Below are 16,844 nucleotides of genomic sequence, written 5' to 3'. Positions count from 1 at the left end.
CCGGCCTTAGCTTATTCGACCCCGGTGGCTGTCCAGACGACCGGAACCACCGCAACCAAGCGGGCGCTTTCGTCTTTCGGCAAGAGTTCCTTGATTGCCTCGCTGAGGAAGCCGCGGATTGAATCGGTCGGCAAGGACTCGGCGAGGTTCGCCTTCTCCCACTTCTCGCCAATGCTTTCGATCCGATCCGCGTTCGGTAGCAAGGCTTCGACGCCTATGGTCCTGGCAGCGTCGCTCAGACTACCGAGAAGATATCGAACGGTCACTTGGCCAAGCTTTGACAGCTTCTCCTTGACTGCGATCGCCGTCGACAGCTGCCGGCGCATTTCATGGAGCAGCGCCACCACGGGCACCACCTCGCTCTGGTAGCGCCAAGCTTCGAACCAGATCGTGGCGATCTTCTTGCTGCGTGTCTCGCGCGCTGCAGTAAGTTGATCCTGCGTTCCGCCGAAATTCATGCTGTCGCTGCCGACCGAACCGTCCTCCTTTGTCGCTTCGCCACCGAGGCGCCACTGCAACTGGCGCATGAAGCTGGTCTTGCCGGAACCCCAATCGCCGTGCACCCCAAAGACGTGTGGGGGCGTGCAGTGCTCGATGCTCTCACACAGGCGCGTGAGTTCGTCGTCCCAGTTCAAACGATCGAAAAGGGTCGGCAGATCGTCGTGCGGCTTGCTTGACATCAGTCTCACCATCCAAACGGGTATCGCCAACGATTGTGGCAGCATGGGCCGACCTTGACCAGAGCCTCAATGAGCCGACAGCAGTTCGGCCATCTTGTCGCCAGGTTCGCATGCTGTATCGATCCGCTTGCGCGTCGTCCCACGACGCGCGATGGCAGCTCGTCTTGCTTCAGGCGGGGCCTTTGCGCATGGCCAACTACAACCCATGCCCGACTCGGGCTTGCCGCGCTTGTCCAGGATGCGCAGCGACGACAGCCTGCCGGAGGGTCCTCTCGGGCTGTTGCACGCGGCCGGGATCACTGACCTGGCCGGCCGCCTCTACCGCATTGCCGACGCGCTGGCCGCCACGGCGAGCGTCGGCAGCGCCGCTGTCGGCCCTGCTCGCGGGTCGACGGGCGCGACCTCGACCGGCTGGCCCATTCGATCGATCCGGGCGGCTGGGCGGTCGAGGACGCACGGCCGATTTCGATGCTGCTCGTCCCGGCATCGCGGTCTGCCTCTGGGATCGGCAGATGAGAAAGGCGGCGGCATGAACCACTTCACGTTGCCAAGCTACGACCCATGGCACTGCCCCCTGTGTTCGGATGAAGTGCAGGCTGCACCTTGCCAGTTTCACGTGGTGCGACTGGCTGCGAATTCTTGCTGGTCAGGAATGAAAAGGCTGCGCCGCCCCTTGACGGTGACCACTTTGAAGACTATGGTCAGCCATGTGGTTAATCCATTGGAGTGTGCCATGCCGACCATTCAAGCTTCCGAGTTCAAAGCCAGGTGCCTTGCCCTGATGGACGAGGTCGCCAGCAAGGGCGAAATCTGGGTCGTGACGAAGAACGGCCGCCCGATCGCCGAGTTGCATCCGTACCGCGGTGGACGTTCCACGTCACCATTCGGCTTGCACCCCAAACTCGAGATATCCGGCGACATTGTCGAACCGCTCGATGAGGTCGAGTGGAAGGCGCTGGCGTGATCGTTCTCGATACCCACACGCTGCTCTGGATGGATCGCGATGACCCAGCTCTCGGCGCGGTCGCGCGATGCCTGATCGAAGATGCCTGGCGCGCCGGCCCGGTCGCCGTGAGCGCCATCAGTTTCTGGGAGGCGGCCATGCTCGCGCAGCGCGGGCGTATCGTGCTGCCCCTGCCGGCGGCGGAATGGCGTTCCGAGCTGCTCCAGGCCGGCCTCCGGGAAATTGCGCTGGATGGCCGCATCGGCATCCTCGCCACCCAGCTGGAAAACATGCACCGTGACCCCGCCGACCGCTTCATCCTGGCCACTTCGTTGCAACACCAGGCAACGTTGATCACAGCCGACGTGAGCCTGCTGGCGTGGGCATCGCAGTTGTCGCGACAGGATGCGCGCCTGTGATGACCGAAGCACATCCCTGGCACGCGCAGCGCGTGCCGTGTGGCCGAAAGAGGGAGTCATCACCCCACCAGCCGCCCGAATTCGATCCGCTGGCCGTCGGGCGGTATGCATCGCCACGGCTGGAGGAGATCCAGCCGCTGGATTTGGACTACTCTTGACCCGCCCTATCGACTCCAGCGGAATTCACTCCGCGAGGCGCAGTCCGTTGGGGTCCTGCAATTCCGGGCCAGGTCTGCGCGCCGCGCACGGGAGCACCCGGGCCATCTCCGGTCGCAGCACGATGCGACCCTCGACCGCGACGCGGCGATGGTTGAGCCGAACGATCTCCTCGCTCGACCGCGCTTCGCTGCCAAGGCCGATGCGGGCCGGCATGTCGCCGGCCGTGGGGTCGTAGGCCGCGGCGCTGCCATCGATCTGAATGACGACCTCGCCCGGGTCCACGTACTCGGGCGGCCGGCCCGGACGGGGCATCCTCTTCAGGCTGGGCACGAACAGGTAGGTCCCCACTAGGCAGACCCGCTGGCCATCGAACCGTCTCAGTTGTTCGGCCCGATCAAGGCGTGGGGGCAACTCGCGGCGCCCGGCCTCCGCCGCGCTCACTGGTCGGTCCGGACCGCAATCGACGTCGCGTGCGAACCATGCGTCTTGCTGGCCAGGTGCTCCTGGTGGAACGTCTGGCTCTTGTCCACCGTGCCATACATGGCGAAATTCCATTGGCGGTCGATGAAGTCATACTGGTCGACCCCCTTGCTGGCCGCGTACTTCTCGGTGACGGCATAGTTCTCGAGCGTGATGTTGTCGCTACCATCCTTCATCACGACGCCGGCCCAGTGGTAATTCCATGTATCGACGCCGGGGTACGACTTGAAACCCGGCATGTCGCCCTCGGTCGCCATCGAGTAGGACTCGCCGATCTCCGGATTGGCATGGAAGTTGATTCCCGCCTCCTTGTCGAACTTGTCCATGCCGGCGCTGCCCAGCGCCAGGTACATCGCCTTGGCTTCGGCAATGGTGGCGGGCATGCGAAAGACCTTGCTCCGCGCCTGCGAACCGATGACCGCGCCGCCGATTGCGCCTGCCACGCCGCCGATGATGGCCCCGGGAACCGCGCCGATGCCGCCGACGAAACTGCCGACCAGGGCACCGAGCCCGGCACCGACGGCCGCACCCGCCAGCGCGCCCGATGCCGTGTTGCTCTTCATGTCGTAGTGCACGCCCTCGACGACGAACGCCGCGTTGTCCGAGCGCTCGATGAAGCGTGGCAGCAGGTCCATGTAGACCTGGTTCGCCATCTGGTTCGGCTCGCCCTTGAGCCAGTCCGAAACCGTCGAGTCGTCGACGCCCTTGCCGAGCTTGGCGACGCCGTTGTCGAAATAGACCACACTGCGGTCGCCACCGCCGGCAGAACCGGTCACCGCCGCCGACGAGCGGCCGCAGTCGGTCCACAGGGCCATCGGGCCATTGGCTGTTCCTTCGGTGTCCATGCCGCCCGGCGCATTGGCCTTTTCCACTCCCGAGTGGGCACTCCCCGGCTTGGCGAGGAATTCCGGCTGGACACCGGTCAGCGAGTTGCCATCGACGCTGACCGAGCCACCGGCGGCCTTCAGCTCGATGTACGAGCCCTGTTTGCCCGCCGCCTGAAGCTTGGAGTTCGCTCCGCTGATGAGTCCGGGTGTCGCATACAGCGTCTGCGACCCGAACAAGGCCGTCTGCTTGGTTTCGCCAACCTGCGCACGTCCTGCTCCGAGCGTTTCGATCGTGTAGCGCTGGACGGCGCCGCCGGCACCGCCGGCTGCCCGCCCCTCGCCGCGCGGCAGCAGATCGCTGGCGGACTTCCCGGCCACCACCCGATCGGCCACCGCGCTCGCCGCGCGCTCGTGGCGGTCACCTGGCGAGTCGAGACCGGCCGGCGGTCCCTCGCCATGGCGCTGCTGGATCACATGCGCCGCTTCATGCGCGGCCAGCCACAGGTCGGGGTCGGAACGAAACGCGATCGATGAGCCGGTCGCAAACGCGGCCGCGCCGAGCCGGTCGCAGGCTTCGCTCGACTTCCTGCCGACGTGCATCCGTACCGACGACAGATCATGCCGCGATCCGAACGAATCCTGGATGCGCTCGCCGTGCGGCAGCGCCCGGCCGGCGCCTTGCACGCCGTCGCGCGCGATGTCGTTCGCCGGTTGCCGCGCCGCGCCGATCCCGAGAAACCTCGGCATTCCCTGCAGTGAGGGCATCGCACCCCGCTCGGAAACCTTCGGGCTCATGCGGGATTCCGCCTGGCGCCGCTGCAACGCCGTCCTCGTATGGGCCATGACGCTTCTCCCCAGAAGCCGGACCTCCGGGAAGCGTCAGGACACTCCTTCCCAGCCGGCAAGAGGCTCAGGATAGAGGACCGGACGCCACTTCCGCAAGCATTGACCACCTGGACCACCTGGACCACCTGGACACTGCAGTAGCGCGGCGCGGCAGTGGCGCGCGGTCGATGGCGGTGATCCGCCCGCGCGCGTGCTATCCTGACCGCCTGTCATCGGTCGGTCGGCCGCGCATCTCAGGGGGGAAACCATGCCGCCCGCCAGCGATCGCGCACGCCGCGGAAAGGACGCAACCATGCCCGACGGGGATTCTTCGTAATGCCGCACTGCCCGGCGATGCTGGTTGCCGCTGCCGCTTCCGGCCAGGGCAAGACGACGGTGACGGCCGCCCTCGCCCGCCTGCACGCGCGCCAGGGACGACGCGTCACCGTCTTCAAGTGCGGGCCCGACTTCCTCGACCCGCAGATCCACGCCGTCGCCAGCGGGCGCCCGTGCTACAACCTCGACCTCGGCATGTGCGGCGAGGACGACGCGCGCATCCGGCTGGCACGCGCCGCTGCCGATTCCGACCTGATCCTGATCGAGGGCGTCATGGGGCTTTTCGACGGCGAGCCGTCGGCGGCCGACATCGCCTGCCTGTTCGGCATTCCGGTGCTGGCACTGATCGACGCACGGGCGATGGCGCAGACCTTCGGCGCCGTCGCACACGGCCTCGCGACCTACCGGACCGGGCTGCCGTTTGCCGGCGTGCTGGCGAACCGCAGCGGCAGCAGCCGCCACAGCGAACTGCTGCGCGACAGCCTGCCAGCGGGAATGGGCTGGTTCGGCGCTGTCCCGCGCAGCGACGACAGCCTGCCGGAGCGTCATCTCGGGCTGCTGCAGGCAGCCGAGATCGCCGACCTGAGCGGCCGCCTCGACCGACTTGCCGACGCACTGGCGGCGACGGCGAACATCGGCCTGCCACCGCCGGTACACTTCGCAGCGGCGGCGAGCGCGCCGCATGCGGCCCTGCTCGCCGGCCGCCGCATCGCCATCGCGCGCGACGCCGCCCATGGCTTCATCTACCCGGCCAACGTCGACACGCTGCACGAGCTGGGTGCCGAGATCCACTTCTTCTCGCCGCTCGCCGGCGACGCGTTGCCCGCCTGCGATGCGCTATGGCTGCCCGGCGGCTACCCCGAGCTGCATGCGGCGATGCTGGCGACGCGGCGTGACCTCTGGCAGGCACTCGCCGCCCACGTCGCCGCCGGCCGGCCGCTGCTCGCCGAGTGCGGCGGCATGATGAGCCTCTTCGACGAGCTCGTCGACCGCGAGGGTCGGCGGCACGCGCTGGCCGGACTGCTGCCCGGACGCGCGGTGATGCAGCAACGCCTGGCTGCGCTCGGCATGCAGGTCGCCGAACTGCCCGAGGGCACGCTCTCCGGCCACACCTTCCACTACTCGCGCAGCGAAACGCCGCTGCCGCCGTTCTGCCGCGCGCGCCGGCCGACGGGCGGCGACGGCGAGGCGATCTACCGCCACGGCCCGATCACCGCTTCCTACGTTCACTTCTACTTCCCCGGCAACCCGCCGGCGGTCGCCCGCCTCTTCGGCGCCGCCGCCTGATCGTTGCAGTCGCTTTCCGGCGTCGTCTCCCGACGCATGATCGTACACGCTTCCCGTCCCGCCGCGCCGCGAATCCCAACCGGCGCCACCGGCCGCTTGCCGCATGCAGCACACGCACGCGGGTCACGCCGCCGGGACGCGGCCGGCAGAATTCCCGGTGATCGACGAAATCCTTGACCCGCCGCTTCCGCAGGCCCGCGACGCCTACCGCGCCGCGCCGTCACCGCAGGCCGCGGCCCTTGACCAGCGCGTAGATGGCGGGGATGACCACCAGCGTCAGCACGGTGGACGAAACCATGCCGCCGACCATGGGGGCCGCGATCCGGCGCATGACTTCGGAGCCGGTGCCCGTGCCCCACATGATCGGCAGCAGACCGGCGATGATGGCCCACACGGTCATCATCTTCGGCCGCACGCGCTCGACGGCGCCCTCCATGACCGCGGCGTGGAGGTCGGCCATCGCCACGGGCTGCCCGGCGGACGCCCGCTGCGCGCGGCGTGCCTCGAACGCGTGGTCGAGGTAGATCAGCATCACCACTCCGGTTTCCGCGGCCACGCCCGCCAGCGCGATGAAGCCGACCGCGACGGCCACGCTCATGTTGTAGCCGAGCAGCCACATGAGCCACACCCCGCCGATCAGCGCGAAGGGCACCGAGAGCATCACGATGAGCGTCTCGGTGAGGCGGCGGAAGTTGAGGTAGAGCAGCAGGAAGATGATGCCGAGGGTGAACGGGACGACGAGCTTCATGCGCGCCTTGGCCCGCTCGAGGGACTCGAACTGGCCGGACCACGTCACGTAGTACCCGGGGGCGAACTTGACCTCCCCGCGCACCGCGCGCTGGGCGTCGGCGACGTAGCCGCCGATGTCGCGGCCGCGCATGTCGACGTAGATGTAGACCGAGAGCAGGCCGTTCTCGGTGCGGATCATCGGCGCGCCCTTGGCGAGCTCGACCTTCGCGACCTGTCCGAGGGGCACCTGCGCGCCGTCCATCGTCGGCACCAGCACCTGCGTGGCGATGCGACCCGGGTCGTCGCGCAGGTCGCGCGGGTAGCGCACGATCACCGCGTAGCGCTCCCGGCCTTCGACGGTCGTGGTGATGGGCTCCCCGCCCAGCGCGGTCGCCACGACCTCCAGCACGTCGTCCACCGTGAGGCCATAGCGGGCGATGCGCGCGCGGTCGGGGGCGATGTTGAGGTAATAGCCGCCGGTCACGCGCTCGGCGTAGGCACTCGTCGTCCCCGGCACGTTGCGCACGACCGCCTCGATCTCGCGCGCGAGCGTCTCCATCTCGGCGAGGTCCTTGCCGAAGACCTTGATGCCGATGGGCGTGCGGATGCCGGTCGAGAGCATGTCGATGCGCGCCTTGATGGGCATGGTCCACGAGTTGGCCACGCCGGGGAACTGCAGGGCGCGGTCCATCTCCGCGATCAGACTGTCGATGTCGATGCCCGGCCGCCACTCGGACTCGGGCTTGAGGTTGATCACGGTCTCGAACATCTCGATGGGCGCGGGGTCGGTTGCCGAATTGGCGCGGCCCGCCTTGCCGATCACCGACCCGACCTCGGGGAAGCCCTTGAGGATGCGATCCTGCGTCTGCAGGAGCTCGGTGGCCTTGGTGACCGACATCCCCGGCAGTGCCGTGGGCATGTAGAAGAGGGTGCCCTCGTTGAGCGTCGGCATGAACTCGGTGCCCAGTCGCGCCATCGGCCACGCGGTGAGCGCCAGCGCCGCCACGGCGAGCGCGATGGTCAGCGGGCACCAGCGCAGCACCGCCGTGATGACCGGGCGGTAGATCCAGATGAGGAAGCGGTTCACCGGGTTCTTCGACTCGGGCAGGATGCGGCCGCGGATGAAGAGCAGCATCAGCACGGGGACCAGCGTCACCGAGAGCAGCGCCGCGCCGGCCATGGCGAACGTCTTGGTGTAGGCGAGCGGCTGGAAGAGCCGCCCCTCCTGCGCCTCCAGGGTGAACACGGGCAGGAACGACACGGTGATGATGAGCAGGCTGAAGAACAGCGCCGGGCCCACCTCCTGGCAGGCGGTCACCATCGCGTCGAAGCGCGATCCCCCGGGCGGCAGGCGCTCGAGGTGCTTGTGCGCGTTCTCGATCATCACGATGGCGGCGTCCACCATCGCGCCGATGGCGATCGCGATGCCGCCCAGGCTCATGATGTTGGAGTTGATGCCCAGCGCGTGCATGCAGATGAAGGCGATGAGCACGCCCACCGGCAGCATCAGGATCGCCACCAGCGCGCTCCTCACGTGCAGCAGGAACACGATGCACACCAGCGCGACGATCACGGCTTCCTCGAGCAGCGTGTTCTTGAGCGTGTCGATCGCGCGGCGGATGAGCTCGGAGCGGTCGTAGACGGTCTTCAATTCGACGCCCGCGGGCAGGCCGCTCGCGACCTCGGCCATCTTGGCCTTGACGTTGTCGATGACCGCAAGGGCGTTCTGCCTGTAGCGCGCGACCGCGATGCCCGAGACGACCTCGCCGTGCCCGTCGAGCTCGGCAATGCCCCGGCGCTCGTCGGGGCCGAGCTCGATGCGCGCGACGTCGCGCAGCAGCACGGGCGTGCCGCCCTCGCTCTTGACGACGATCTCGGAGAGGTCGGTGATGCCGCGCAGGTAGCCCTGGCCGCGCACCATGTACTCGGTCTCGGCGAGTTCCACGGTGCGGCCGCCGACGTCGCGGTTGCTCGCGCGGATCGCGGCGACGACTTTCATCAGCGGGATGCCGTAGCTCTGCAGCCGGCGCGGGTCCACCGTCACCTGGTATTGCTGTACGAAGCCGCCGACGGTGGCGACCTCCGCCACGCCCGGCGCCTTGGCGATCTGATAGCGCAGGAACCAGTCCTGCAGGCTCCTCAACTCGGCGAGCGTACGCTCCTTGCCGACGACCGCGTACTGGTATACCCACCCCACCCCGGTCGCGTCGGGCCCCAGCGTCGGGGCGACCCCCGGCGGCAGGCGCCCCGCCACCGAGTTCAGGTACTCGAGCACCCGCGAGCGGGCCCAGTAGATGTCCGTGCCGTCCTCGAAAATGACGTAGACGAACGACGCGCCGAAAAACGAGAAGCCGCGGACCACGCGCGATTTCGGCACCGACAGCATGGCGGTGGCGAGCGGGTAGGTGACCTGGTCCTCGACGACCTGCGGCGCCTGCCCCGGGAAGTCCGTGTAGACGATCACCTGCACGTCCGAGAGGTCGGGCAGGGCGTCGAGCGGCGTGCGCGCCATCGCGTACAGGCCGGCGGCCACCGTGAACGCGGTGGCGATGAGAATCAGCAACGGGTTGCGGGCCGACCATTCGATCAGGCGGCTGAGCATCTCAGTGGCCCTTGTGTGCGGCCACCGCGCGCGGCGCGATGCGGGTGACGGTCCAGTTGCCCTGTCCCTCCTCGCGGAAGTCGAACTCGACCTCCTGGCCCGGCTTGAGCGCCTTCAGCGCGCCCTTGTCCTGCATCGCGAAGTCCATCGTCATGGCGGGCCAGCTGAGGCTCGGCACAGGATCGTGGCGCAGCGAGACGGTGCCAGCGGAGAGGTCGATCGACCGCACGGCGCCCGTGGCGGAGTGAGTGGCCCGCGGCGGCGCGGTGAAGCCGGCCAGCGCTGCGCGCAGGTTGCTCTCCGAGTCGATGAGGAAGTTGCCGCCGACCACCACGCGCTCGCCGTCCTTCACGCCCTTTACGATCTCGACGTAGTCGTCGCCGCGTGCGCCCAGCTCGACGTCGCGCGGCTCGAAGCGCCCCTCGCCCGACTGGACCAGCACCACGCGCCGGCTGCCGCTGTCGATCACCGCCGCGGCCGGCACCGCGAGCACGCGGCCGCGGCCGCCCGCGGCGAGCTCCACGCTCGAGTACATCGCCGGCTTCAGCACGCCGCCGGGGTTGGCGAGCTCGAGACGCACCTGCGCGGTGCGCGTCTGCGCGTTGAGGGTGGGGTAGACGAAGGCCACGGTGGCGTCGAAATCGCGGCCCGGGAGCGCGGTCACCTGCACGCGCGCCTTCTGGCCGACGCGGACCGCGCCGAGCTCGCGCTCGGGCACCTCGGCGATCACCCACACGGCGCCGAGATCGCCGACGCGGAAGAGCATTTCGCCGGGCATGAAGCGCATGCCCTGCACGGCGGGCTTCTCCAGCACCAGGCCGCCCACCGGCGAGCGCAGGGTGAGCGTGCGCCGCACCGTGCCCTCGCGGCGCAGCCGCTCGAGGTCCGCCTCGCTGATGTCCCAGTTCTTCAGCCGCGCGAGGGCGCCCTCCTGGAGGCGCTTCAGCGTGTCGCCGGTTTCGGCGCCCGCCGCGGCCGAACCGCGCAGCGCGATGAGGTACTCCTGCTGCGCGGTGACGAGGTCGGGGCTGTAGACCTCCATCAGCGGGTCGCCGGCGCGCACGCCCTGGCCGGTGGCGTTGACGTAGAGCTTCTCGATCCAGCCCTCGAACTTCGGCGTCACCGCGTACACGCGCCGCTCGTTCAACTCGACCCGGCCGGCCACGCGCAGCGTCTGGCCGAGCTCGCGCGGCGCAGCCGCCTCGGTGCGCACGCCGGTCATCTGGATCTTCTCGGGCGAGAGCCCCACGCCGCCGCCGGCCTTGTCCTCGCCCTCGTAGACGGGAATGTAATCCATGCCCATCGAGTCCTTCTTGGGCACGGGTGAGGTGTCGGGCAGCCCCATGGGGTTGCGGTAGTAGAGGACCTTGCGCTCGCCGGCGGCGGGGGCCGCCGCGGCCGCGTCGGTTTTGGCGGGAAGCATCGCCTGCTGGCGGGCGCCCCACCAGTAGCCGATCGCCGCAGCGACCAGGATGGCCAGCGCGACGGCGGCGATGCGTGCGCTCTTCACAGTTCTTTCCCCCTGTCGTGGTCGAGGCCCAGCGCGTCCGCGGCGAGCCGCCCGGTGAGGAAGTCGATCTCGGTCTGCGCCTTGTGGTAGCCGGCGAGCGCGGTGAGCCGGGCCAGCTCGTAGTTGAAGACGGCCATCTGGCTGTCGAGCAGCGTCATGAACTCGACTCGCCCGACCTGGTAGGCGGAGAGCGTGGATTCGAGGGTAAGGCGGGCCTGCGGCAGGATTTCCCGATCGTAAAGAGCGAGCGAGCGCGCGAGCTGGGTCGCCGTGGCGTGCTGATGGTGCAGCCGCATGCGGATCTCGTCCTGCTGGGCCTCCAGCATGGCCTGTGCCTGCTCGCGCAGGGCGCGCGCCTCGGCGATGCGCGGATCGACCTTGGTCTCGCGCCAGATCGGCAGGTTCATCGCGACCGTCAGCGTGATCATGTCGTCGCGCTTCATGCCGAGCGGGTCGGGATTGCGGGCGCCGTAGGCGACCTTCACGTCGAAGTCGGGCAGGCCGTCCCTGCGCGCCAGTTCGATGGCACGCTCGTTCTTCGCCAGCAGGCTGTGCAGCGCGCGCAGCTGCGGGCGCTGCGCGAAGGCGCGCTCGCGCAGCCCGGCGAGCGGGGGCGGCGCGGCGGCTGGCGGCGGAAGCTGCGCGCTGCGACCGAGCGGCGCGCCACGCAGCACGAGCACGCGCCCGACCTCGCCCTCGGCCATCGAACGGTCCCGCTGCATGCGCAGGAGCTCGTCCAGCATGCGGCTGAGCTGGGTCTGCGCCCGCAGGACGTCGGCCTGAGCCCCCTGGCCGACTCCGTAGCGGCCCTCGGCGCTCCTCACGAGTTTCACGAGGACGGCGCGGTTGCGCTCGATCAGCTGCTCGGACTGCGTGGCGAGCGCGAGGTCGTACCACGACACGAGCAGCTCCCGTACCACCCGGTTCACCGTTTCCTCGTAGCCGTGGTCCACCGCCTCGGCGTCGCGTGCGGCCACCTCCTGCCGCAGCCCGCGCTTGCCCCAGAACGGCAGCCGCTGCCCGAGACCGATCATCTTCATCGTCATGTCCTCCCGGCTGAGCGATAGCGACGGCAGAGGGACGTTGATGAAACCGGCCTCGAGCGTGGGGTCGTCGAAGGCGCCGGCCGGCGCCACCCGGTGCGCCGCAGCCTCCCGCTCGCGGCGGGCGGCCTGGATCTCCGGGTTGCGCTGCAGGGTCTCGGCGACGAGCGGATCGAGGGGCGCGAGCCAGGGTCGATCCGTGGCAGCTGCGGCGGCCGCCGATGCGGGGGCCGGGGCCGCCTGGGCGATCACCACCGGTGGCGCGGCCGGTGGCAGTCCGGGGTCGGCCCAGGCGCTGGGCGGCAGCCCGAGCAGGCCGCCGACGGCAATGATCAGGGACTTGCTCATGGGCAGATCCTTTCGGGACGCGCGACCCGGATGGCGGATCCTGCGCTCAGCGGGCAGGCTCCATCTCCGTGATGACGGTGTTGCCCGAGCGGTCCTCGGCGACGAACTTCGCCTTGTCGCCGACCTTTAGCTTGTCGAGGGCACCGTTGGGAATGACCGCGAAGGTCATCGTCATCGCCGGCATGCCAAGGTTCGCGATCGGGCCGTGCCCGCGTGTCACGGAGCCGGCGGCGCCGTCGATGCGGCGCACTTCGCCGTCCGCCATGGCGGAAACGGGCGCAGCCCTGTCGGACGGCGCGCCGTGGCCGGAGTGGTCGGCCGCGGCTGCGACGGCGGCGGCAGGGGCGGCGAACAGGGCAGCGGCGAGCAGCAGGGAGAGGCGGGTCTGGATGGGTCGTACTCCTTTCTCGATCGGTCAGGGGCGCCCGTGGAGAGGGTAGGCGTTGGTGCGGCGGTCCGCTGTCCGCTGCACTTCACTCTGGCGGACAAGGCATCCAACGGCAGCGACCCGAGTATAGGGTCCGTCAGCAAACAGCGTCAATGTCGAACCCGGCCCCGAAAACGTCGTCCATGGAGCGCCTCGCTCCTCAGCCCCGGCAACCCGCCAGCGGTCGCCCGCCTCTTCGGCGCCAACGGCTGATCCTTGCAGCCGCTTTCCGGCGTCGTCTCCCGACGCATGATCGTGCAGGATTCCCCGTCCCGCCACGCCAGGAATCCCAATCGGCTCTACCAGCCGCTCGCCGCATGCAGAACACGCACGCGGGTCACGCCGCCGGGAAGGCCAGACGACCATTTCCCTCATCGCAGCGGTCCCGCGCCGCCAGGCGAGTCATTCCCCAGCCGCCACGGCGCACCGCGCAATCGCCGGCGCCGCGCACGGCAGCGCCTTCAGTCGATGCCGGATTCCTCGTAGATTTCTTCGAAAGTCAATGCAAGCCGCACGCTGTCGAGATGGACGAGTTCATCCTGCGCCGGAATCTCGAGCACCATTTCGCCGTCTTCCTCCTGACGATAGATGTCGACCCGCCGGCTGGCGCTGTCCACCAGCACGTACTCGAGACGCCCCGGCAGTTGCGCGTACGCCAGCAGCTTCTCCCGACGGTCGATGGTTTCCGTGCTCGCCGAGAGAACTTCGACGATCAACGAAGGGGCCGTCAAATAGTCCCTCGGACTGGCCGGCGACAGGTCTGCCGCCTGGCACGTCACGACGACATCCGGATAGTAATAGCTGCGCGCGCCCTCGACGCGCACTTTCATGTCGGCTATGAACGCACGGCACGGGCGGCCGCGCAAGTGCGTTCGCAGGCGCGCCGCAATGTTCAGGGCAATCGTGTTGTGAGCCTTGCTGCCGCCGGCCATGGCGAAAAGCTGTCCGGCGACATACTCATGCCGCACCACCGCCTCGCGCTCGGCGCGCAGATAGTCGCTCTCGGTCCAACGGATCACTCTGCCGTGCTGCATCGCGAGATCCTCCCTGCGCCATGAAGGCTCCATACTGGCAGCGCACTCCGCCTTGTACAGAGATCCGCTCGCTGAGGCGCGCGAAGAACGGCGAACGCCGCGTAATCGCCCCGAGCCAGACTCAGCAGGCGCCGCGCTTCTTCAATGAAGGGCGTCATGCAGCACCTTGCCGTCGACGCGCGCCTCATGGAGGACCGTTCCCGGAACCTGGCTGCGTCGCTCGAATTCGGCCAGGGGATAGAGCAACAGATCGACGCCCACGCCGGGCGCGATCCGGCCCAGCGCGCCGCGCAGGCGCAGGTATTCTGCCGCCTTGTCCGGCAGTTCCTTCTCGATGACCATCAGGTCCAGGTCGGAATCCTCGGTGGCAATACCCCGCGCATGGGAGCCGAACAGGATGACCCGACTTGGCGAACTGGCGGCAGCGACCAATCGCCGGGCAGCCGCCAGGATGTCCTGCATGTCGATCATGGCGCCACTCTCTCCATCAACCGGGTACGTCGGTCCGGTGTCCGCTGCACTTCACCCGTGCGGACAGGGAATCCAACGGCAGCGGCCAGAGTATAGGGTTCGTCAGCAAACAGCGTCAATGTCGAACCTGGCCCCGAAAACGCGTCATTGACGCGGGTTGACGAAGGCTCATATACTCGTTCCGGTACCGTTGGATTTCTCGTCCTTCGCTTGGCGGTGGAACGTGCCGTGCGGCACAAAATCACCCCGAGCCTTGAAGGCTGTCGCTGCATTGAAGCTGGGGACCTGCCGGCACCACGGTTGAACTCAGAGAGCTGAACCACCGAAGGGAGCTTGGCGTGCGCAACGACAGGGGTTGGACCAGGTCATTCACCGCCGGCGGGGTGGCCGCGATGCTTCTCGTTCTTGCTTCCTGCAATCTGGTGGCATTGCACAGGGACCTGACGGCGGGCGCGGCGGCCGGGGGCGTTGCCGGCAAGGTGTTTCATGACGAGAGCGAAGACTCCGCCATTGTGGTTGTCGGATTGCGGGAAGATGGCGACACGTGGATCGCAGAGAACCATGTGCACCTAGCGACCCGGCATGACTTTCTCATGCGGCTCGTTGTCGGCAAGCGTTACGTCATCGTGGCCTTCGCGGACCGGAACCACAATCTCCGCTTGGACGATGACGAGCCTGCAGTGGCCTCGCCGAACACCGTCATCGTGGCGCGGGGGTGGACGGGGATAGCCAAGATCAACCTCACGCTCATGCGGACCGGCCGTGTCGATCACGCGATCGCCTCCGAGCTGCGGGCACTGGCAAAGATTGAACGCCAGGAGCTTCCGGTTTGGGTCGGCGAGGTGACGGACCTGGACGACGAACGGCTCTCGGCCACGAGTGGGCGCATGGGACTGTGGCAGCCATTCGAGTTTCTGACCAATGTCGGCATTGGCATCTTTATGCTCGCGCCGTATGACCCGAATCGGGTACCTGTGCTGTTTGTCAGCGGTGCTGGTGGCAACCCGTGGGAGTGGCGCGCCCTGATCGAAGCGCTTGACCATTCGCTCTACCAACCCTGGGTGTTCGTCTATCCGTCCGGACAGCGGCTCGCAAACTCCGTCGCGGTAATGGAGCGCTGCGTCACGGCAATGCAGCGGGAGTACGGCTTCGACCGCCTCTACGTGACCGCGCACAGCATGGGTGGCCTGCTCGCGCGCGACTTCATCCAGCGCTACGGTGGCCCGGTGCCGGTATTCGTGTCAATGGTCACTCCGTGGCGGGGCCACCGAGCGGCGGCCATGGGCGTCGCTCGCTCGCCTGTGGTCGTTCCGTCATGGGTCGATATGCAAACCGAGAGCGAGTTCCAGCGGGCGATGTTCGCCAGGCCGCTCCCTGCTGCAACCGCGCATTACCTGCTCTATGCTCAAACCGACCCCGCGCAGCCCTTCGAAAGGGCAACCGACGGCACCATCGCCGTGTCGAGCCAACTGCACGCCGACGCGGTTCGCGACGCGAGGGAGGTCCTCGGCTTCACCGAGACCCACACATCCATTCTCAACAGTCCTGTCGTGATTGCCACTTACCGGCGTATCCTGGAGATGCAGGCCAGTGCTCAGTGACTGCTGCACTGCTCACGATCGTGCTGCAGGTCGTGCCCCGGGTGCTTGCCACCGCGCTGAAACGCTGTTCGCGATGGCGTGAGATGCCCAATCATGTGGACGGCGATGCAGGCCCAAGTCATCCATGCCGGCCTGACCGTGGACATCTGCGCAATGGAACAACGCGTCCATACCGGCGCCATCCTTTCGGCGGATCTGCAACTCGTTGCTCGGACCCTGCCGTATGAAGCCGCGCTCGCTGAACCTGCCGCTGGTGGCGAACTGCCCGGGGGGGGGGGGGCGGCGGCGCCCAGCCGGGCCTCCATCGCTTTCGGCACGGGCTTCCTGCGCTCTGGTCGGGCGCCGCGGGCAACTCGAATGGCCGCCCCCCGGGAACCCTTCGACGCAGCGTTCAAGGTGCTAGGAAAGCCTCGCACGCGATCGCACCAGAGATCCTGAAAGCCGCGACAGCTTCTGCACGCACGGCACGTCAGCCGCCCACCCAGCGCTCACTGGCCGCCAGCCGGCCGCGATCTGACCGCGCCAACGGCGAAAGCGGAGGGTTGTCCGGCGAACGGGCCCGATTCGGCAGGGTCATGCGTCACGGCTGTCCTTGTTTCCTTGAAGAAGAGTCGCGTGAATCCTAAGATGTAGCATAGAATATTAGCCACGATCCGACCGGGGGGGTTGAAGAATGCAAGCGACAATTGTTCGAGTTCTTGCCATGATCGCTTTGCTGATCGTTCCTCTGTTCGCCCAGGCGCGTCAGTCCGTCCCGATCGTCGATTACCCCGACAACGCGGTGCTGACCAGTAGTGGAAAGGCTTTGACGGTCGAACAGGTCAGGCAGGCCATCACTGCGGCAGCACAGTCGCATAGCTGGCAGGTATCCGGCGCGCCAAACGGCGGTGGCCTGCAAGCCGTACTCAATGTGCGCGGCAAACACACTGTTGTCGTCGCCATCACCTATTCACCGCAGACATATTCGATCGTGTATCACGACAGCACGAACATGAACTATTCGCATGATCCGAACACGCACGTCCGTATCATCCACCCCTACTACAACCGCTGGGTCGCGGAGCTGCGCGATGCGATCCGGATGGAGCTGAACAGGCTCTAGGTCGTCTGCCACATTTTGGCA

General features: G+C 67.8%; 14 protein-coding genes. 5 read left to right on the top strand and 9 right to left on the bottom strand.

All coding sequences use genetic code 11. The features are described from left to right. Positions 1 to 11: 11 nt before the first annotated feature. Entirely contained in the window at positions 12 to 680 is a 669-nt protein-coding gene (locus NFW30_RS16565; RefSeq protein WP_295357818.1) for a P-loop NTPase fold protein, read from the bottom strand. Positions 681 to 918: 238 nt separating this feature from the next. Here NFW30_RS16565 and NFW30_RS16560 point away from each other — a divergent pair, with 238 nt between their 5' ends. Both NFW30_RS16560 and NFW30_RS16555 read left to right on the top strand, forming a co-directional pair. Next, entirely contained in the window at positions 919 to 1,644 is a 726-nt protein-coding gene (locus tag NFW30_RS16560) for a type II toxin-antitoxin system Phd/YefM family antitoxin (RefSeq protein WP_295372354.1), read from the top strand. Beyond that, positions 1,641 to 2,042, top strand: a complete 402-nt coding sequence (locus NFW30_RS16555; protein WP_295357822.1) for a type II toxin-antitoxin system VapC family toxin — start codon at positions 1,641 to 1,643, stop codon at positions 2,040 to 2,042. The genes NFW30_RS16560 and NFW30_RS16555 overlap by 4 nt, the downstream gene beginning before the upstream one ends. 183 nt (positions 2,043 to 2,225) lie before the next feature. On the opposite strand, the gene NFW30_RS16550 is transcribed toward NFW30_RS16555, so the two are convergent. Both NFW30_RS16550 and NFW30_RS16545 read right to left on the bottom strand, forming a co-directional pair. Continuing rightward, a complete protein-coding gene (locus NFW30_RS16550; protein ID WP_295357824.1) occupies positions 2,226 to 2,642 on the bottom strand; it encodes a hypothetical protein in 417 nt (138 codons plus the stop codon). Continuing rightward, positions 2,639 to 4,303: a DUF4157 domain-containing protein gene (locus NFW30_RS16545; protein ID WP_295357828.1), complete on the bottom strand. Its 1,665-nt coding sequence runs from the start codon at positions 4,301 to 4,303 to the stop codon at positions 2,639 to 2,641. Before NFW30_RS16545 ends, NFW30_RS16550 begins: the two co-directional genes overlap by 4 nt. Positions 4,304 to 4,669: 366 nt before the next feature. Here NFW30_RS16545 and NFW30_RS16540 point away from each other — a divergent pair, with 366 nt between their 5' ends. Further along, the gene (locus NFW30_RS16540; RefSeq protein ID WP_295357829.1) at positions 4,670 to 5,956 is read left to right on the top strand and encodes a cobyrinate a,c-diamide synthase; all 1,287 of its coding nucleotides are present in this window, start codon (positions 4,670 to 4,672) and stop codon (positions 5,954 to 5,956) included. A gap of 220 nt (positions 5,957 to 6,176) precedes the next feature. On the opposite strand, the gene NFW30_RS16535 is transcribed toward NFW30_RS16540, so the two are convergent. The 6 genes from NFW30_RS16535 to NFW30_RS16510 all read right to left on the bottom strand — a co-directional run bounded on the left by NFW30_RS16535 (position 6,177) and on the right by NFW30_RS16510 (position 14,111). After that, positions 6,177 to 9,287 (bottom strand): efflux RND transporter permease subunit, encoded by a 3,111-nt coding sequence (locus tag NFW30_RS16535; RefSeq protein WP_295357831.1) that lies wholly within the window; start codon positions 9,285 to 9,287, stop codon positions 6,177 to 6,179. A gap of 1 nt (position 9,288) precedes the next feature. Continuing rightward, positions 9,289 to 10,797, bottom strand: coding sequence for an efflux RND transporter periplasmic adaptor subunit (locus NFW30_RS16530; protein ID WP_295357834.1), 1,509 nt, complete (start codon positions 10,795 to 10,797; stop codon positions 9,289 to 9,291). Beyond that, positions 10,794 to 12,188: a TolC family protein gene (locus NFW30_RS16525; RefSeq protein WP_295357837.1), complete on the bottom strand. Its 1,395-nt coding sequence runs from the start codon at positions 12,186 to 12,188 to the stop codon at positions 10,794 to 10,796. The genes NFW30_RS16530 and NFW30_RS16525 overlap by 4 nt, the downstream gene beginning before the upstream one ends. Before the next feature lie 46 nt (positions 12,189 to 12,234). Continuing rightward, positions 12,235 to 12,453 carry a copper-binding protein gene (locus NFW30_RS16520; RefSeq protein WP_295357840.1) on the bottom strand — a complete coding sequence of 73 codons (219 nt, stop codon included), beginning with the start codon at positions 12,451 to 12,453 and terminating at the stop codon, positions 12,235 to 12,237. 623 nt (positions 12,454 to 13,076) lie between these two features. After that, positions 13,077 to 13,649 carry a Uma2 family endonuclease gene (locus tag NFW30_RS16515; RefSeq protein WP_295357842.1) on the bottom strand — a complete coding sequence of 191 codons (573 nt, stop codon included), beginning with the start codon at positions 13,647 to 13,649 and terminating at the stop codon, positions 13,077 to 13,079. 141 nt (positions 13,650 to 13,790) lie between these two features. Then, complete coding sequence (locus NFW30_RS16510) at positions 13,791 to 14,111, bottom strand: nucleotidyltransferase domain-containing protein (protein ID WP_295357846.1); 321 nt, start codon at positions 14,109 to 14,111, stop codon at positions 13,791 to 13,793. Between the two features lie 401 nt (positions 14,112 to 14,512). Here NFW30_RS16510 and NFW30_RS16505 point away from each other — a divergent pair, with 401 nt between their 5' ends. Together NFW30_RS16505 and NFW30_RS16500 are read left to right on the top strand one after the other, a co-directional pair. Beyond that, positions 14,513 to 15,721, top strand: coding sequence for an alpha/beta fold hydrolase (locus NFW30_RS16505; protein WP_295357847.1), 1,209 nt, complete (start codon positions 14,513 to 14,515; stop codon positions 15,719 to 15,721). Between the two features lie 703 nt (positions 15,722 to 16,424). Beyond that, complete coding sequence (locus NFW30_RS16500; protein WP_295357849.1) at positions 16,425 to 16,823, top strand: hypothetical protein; 399 nt, start codon at positions 16,425 to 16,427, stop codon at positions 16,821 to 16,823. Positions 16,824 to 16,844 lie beyond the last annotated feature (21 nt).

Origin of the sequence: Accumulibacter sp., assembly GCF_023806635.1 — a bacterium.
Classification (GTDB): domain Bacteria; phylum Pseudomonadota; class Gammaproteobacteria; order Burkholderiales; family Rhodocyclaceae; genus Accumulibacter.
Note: the sequence above shows the minus strand (reverse complement) of the source record. Positions and strands in the feature narration are given on the sequence as shown.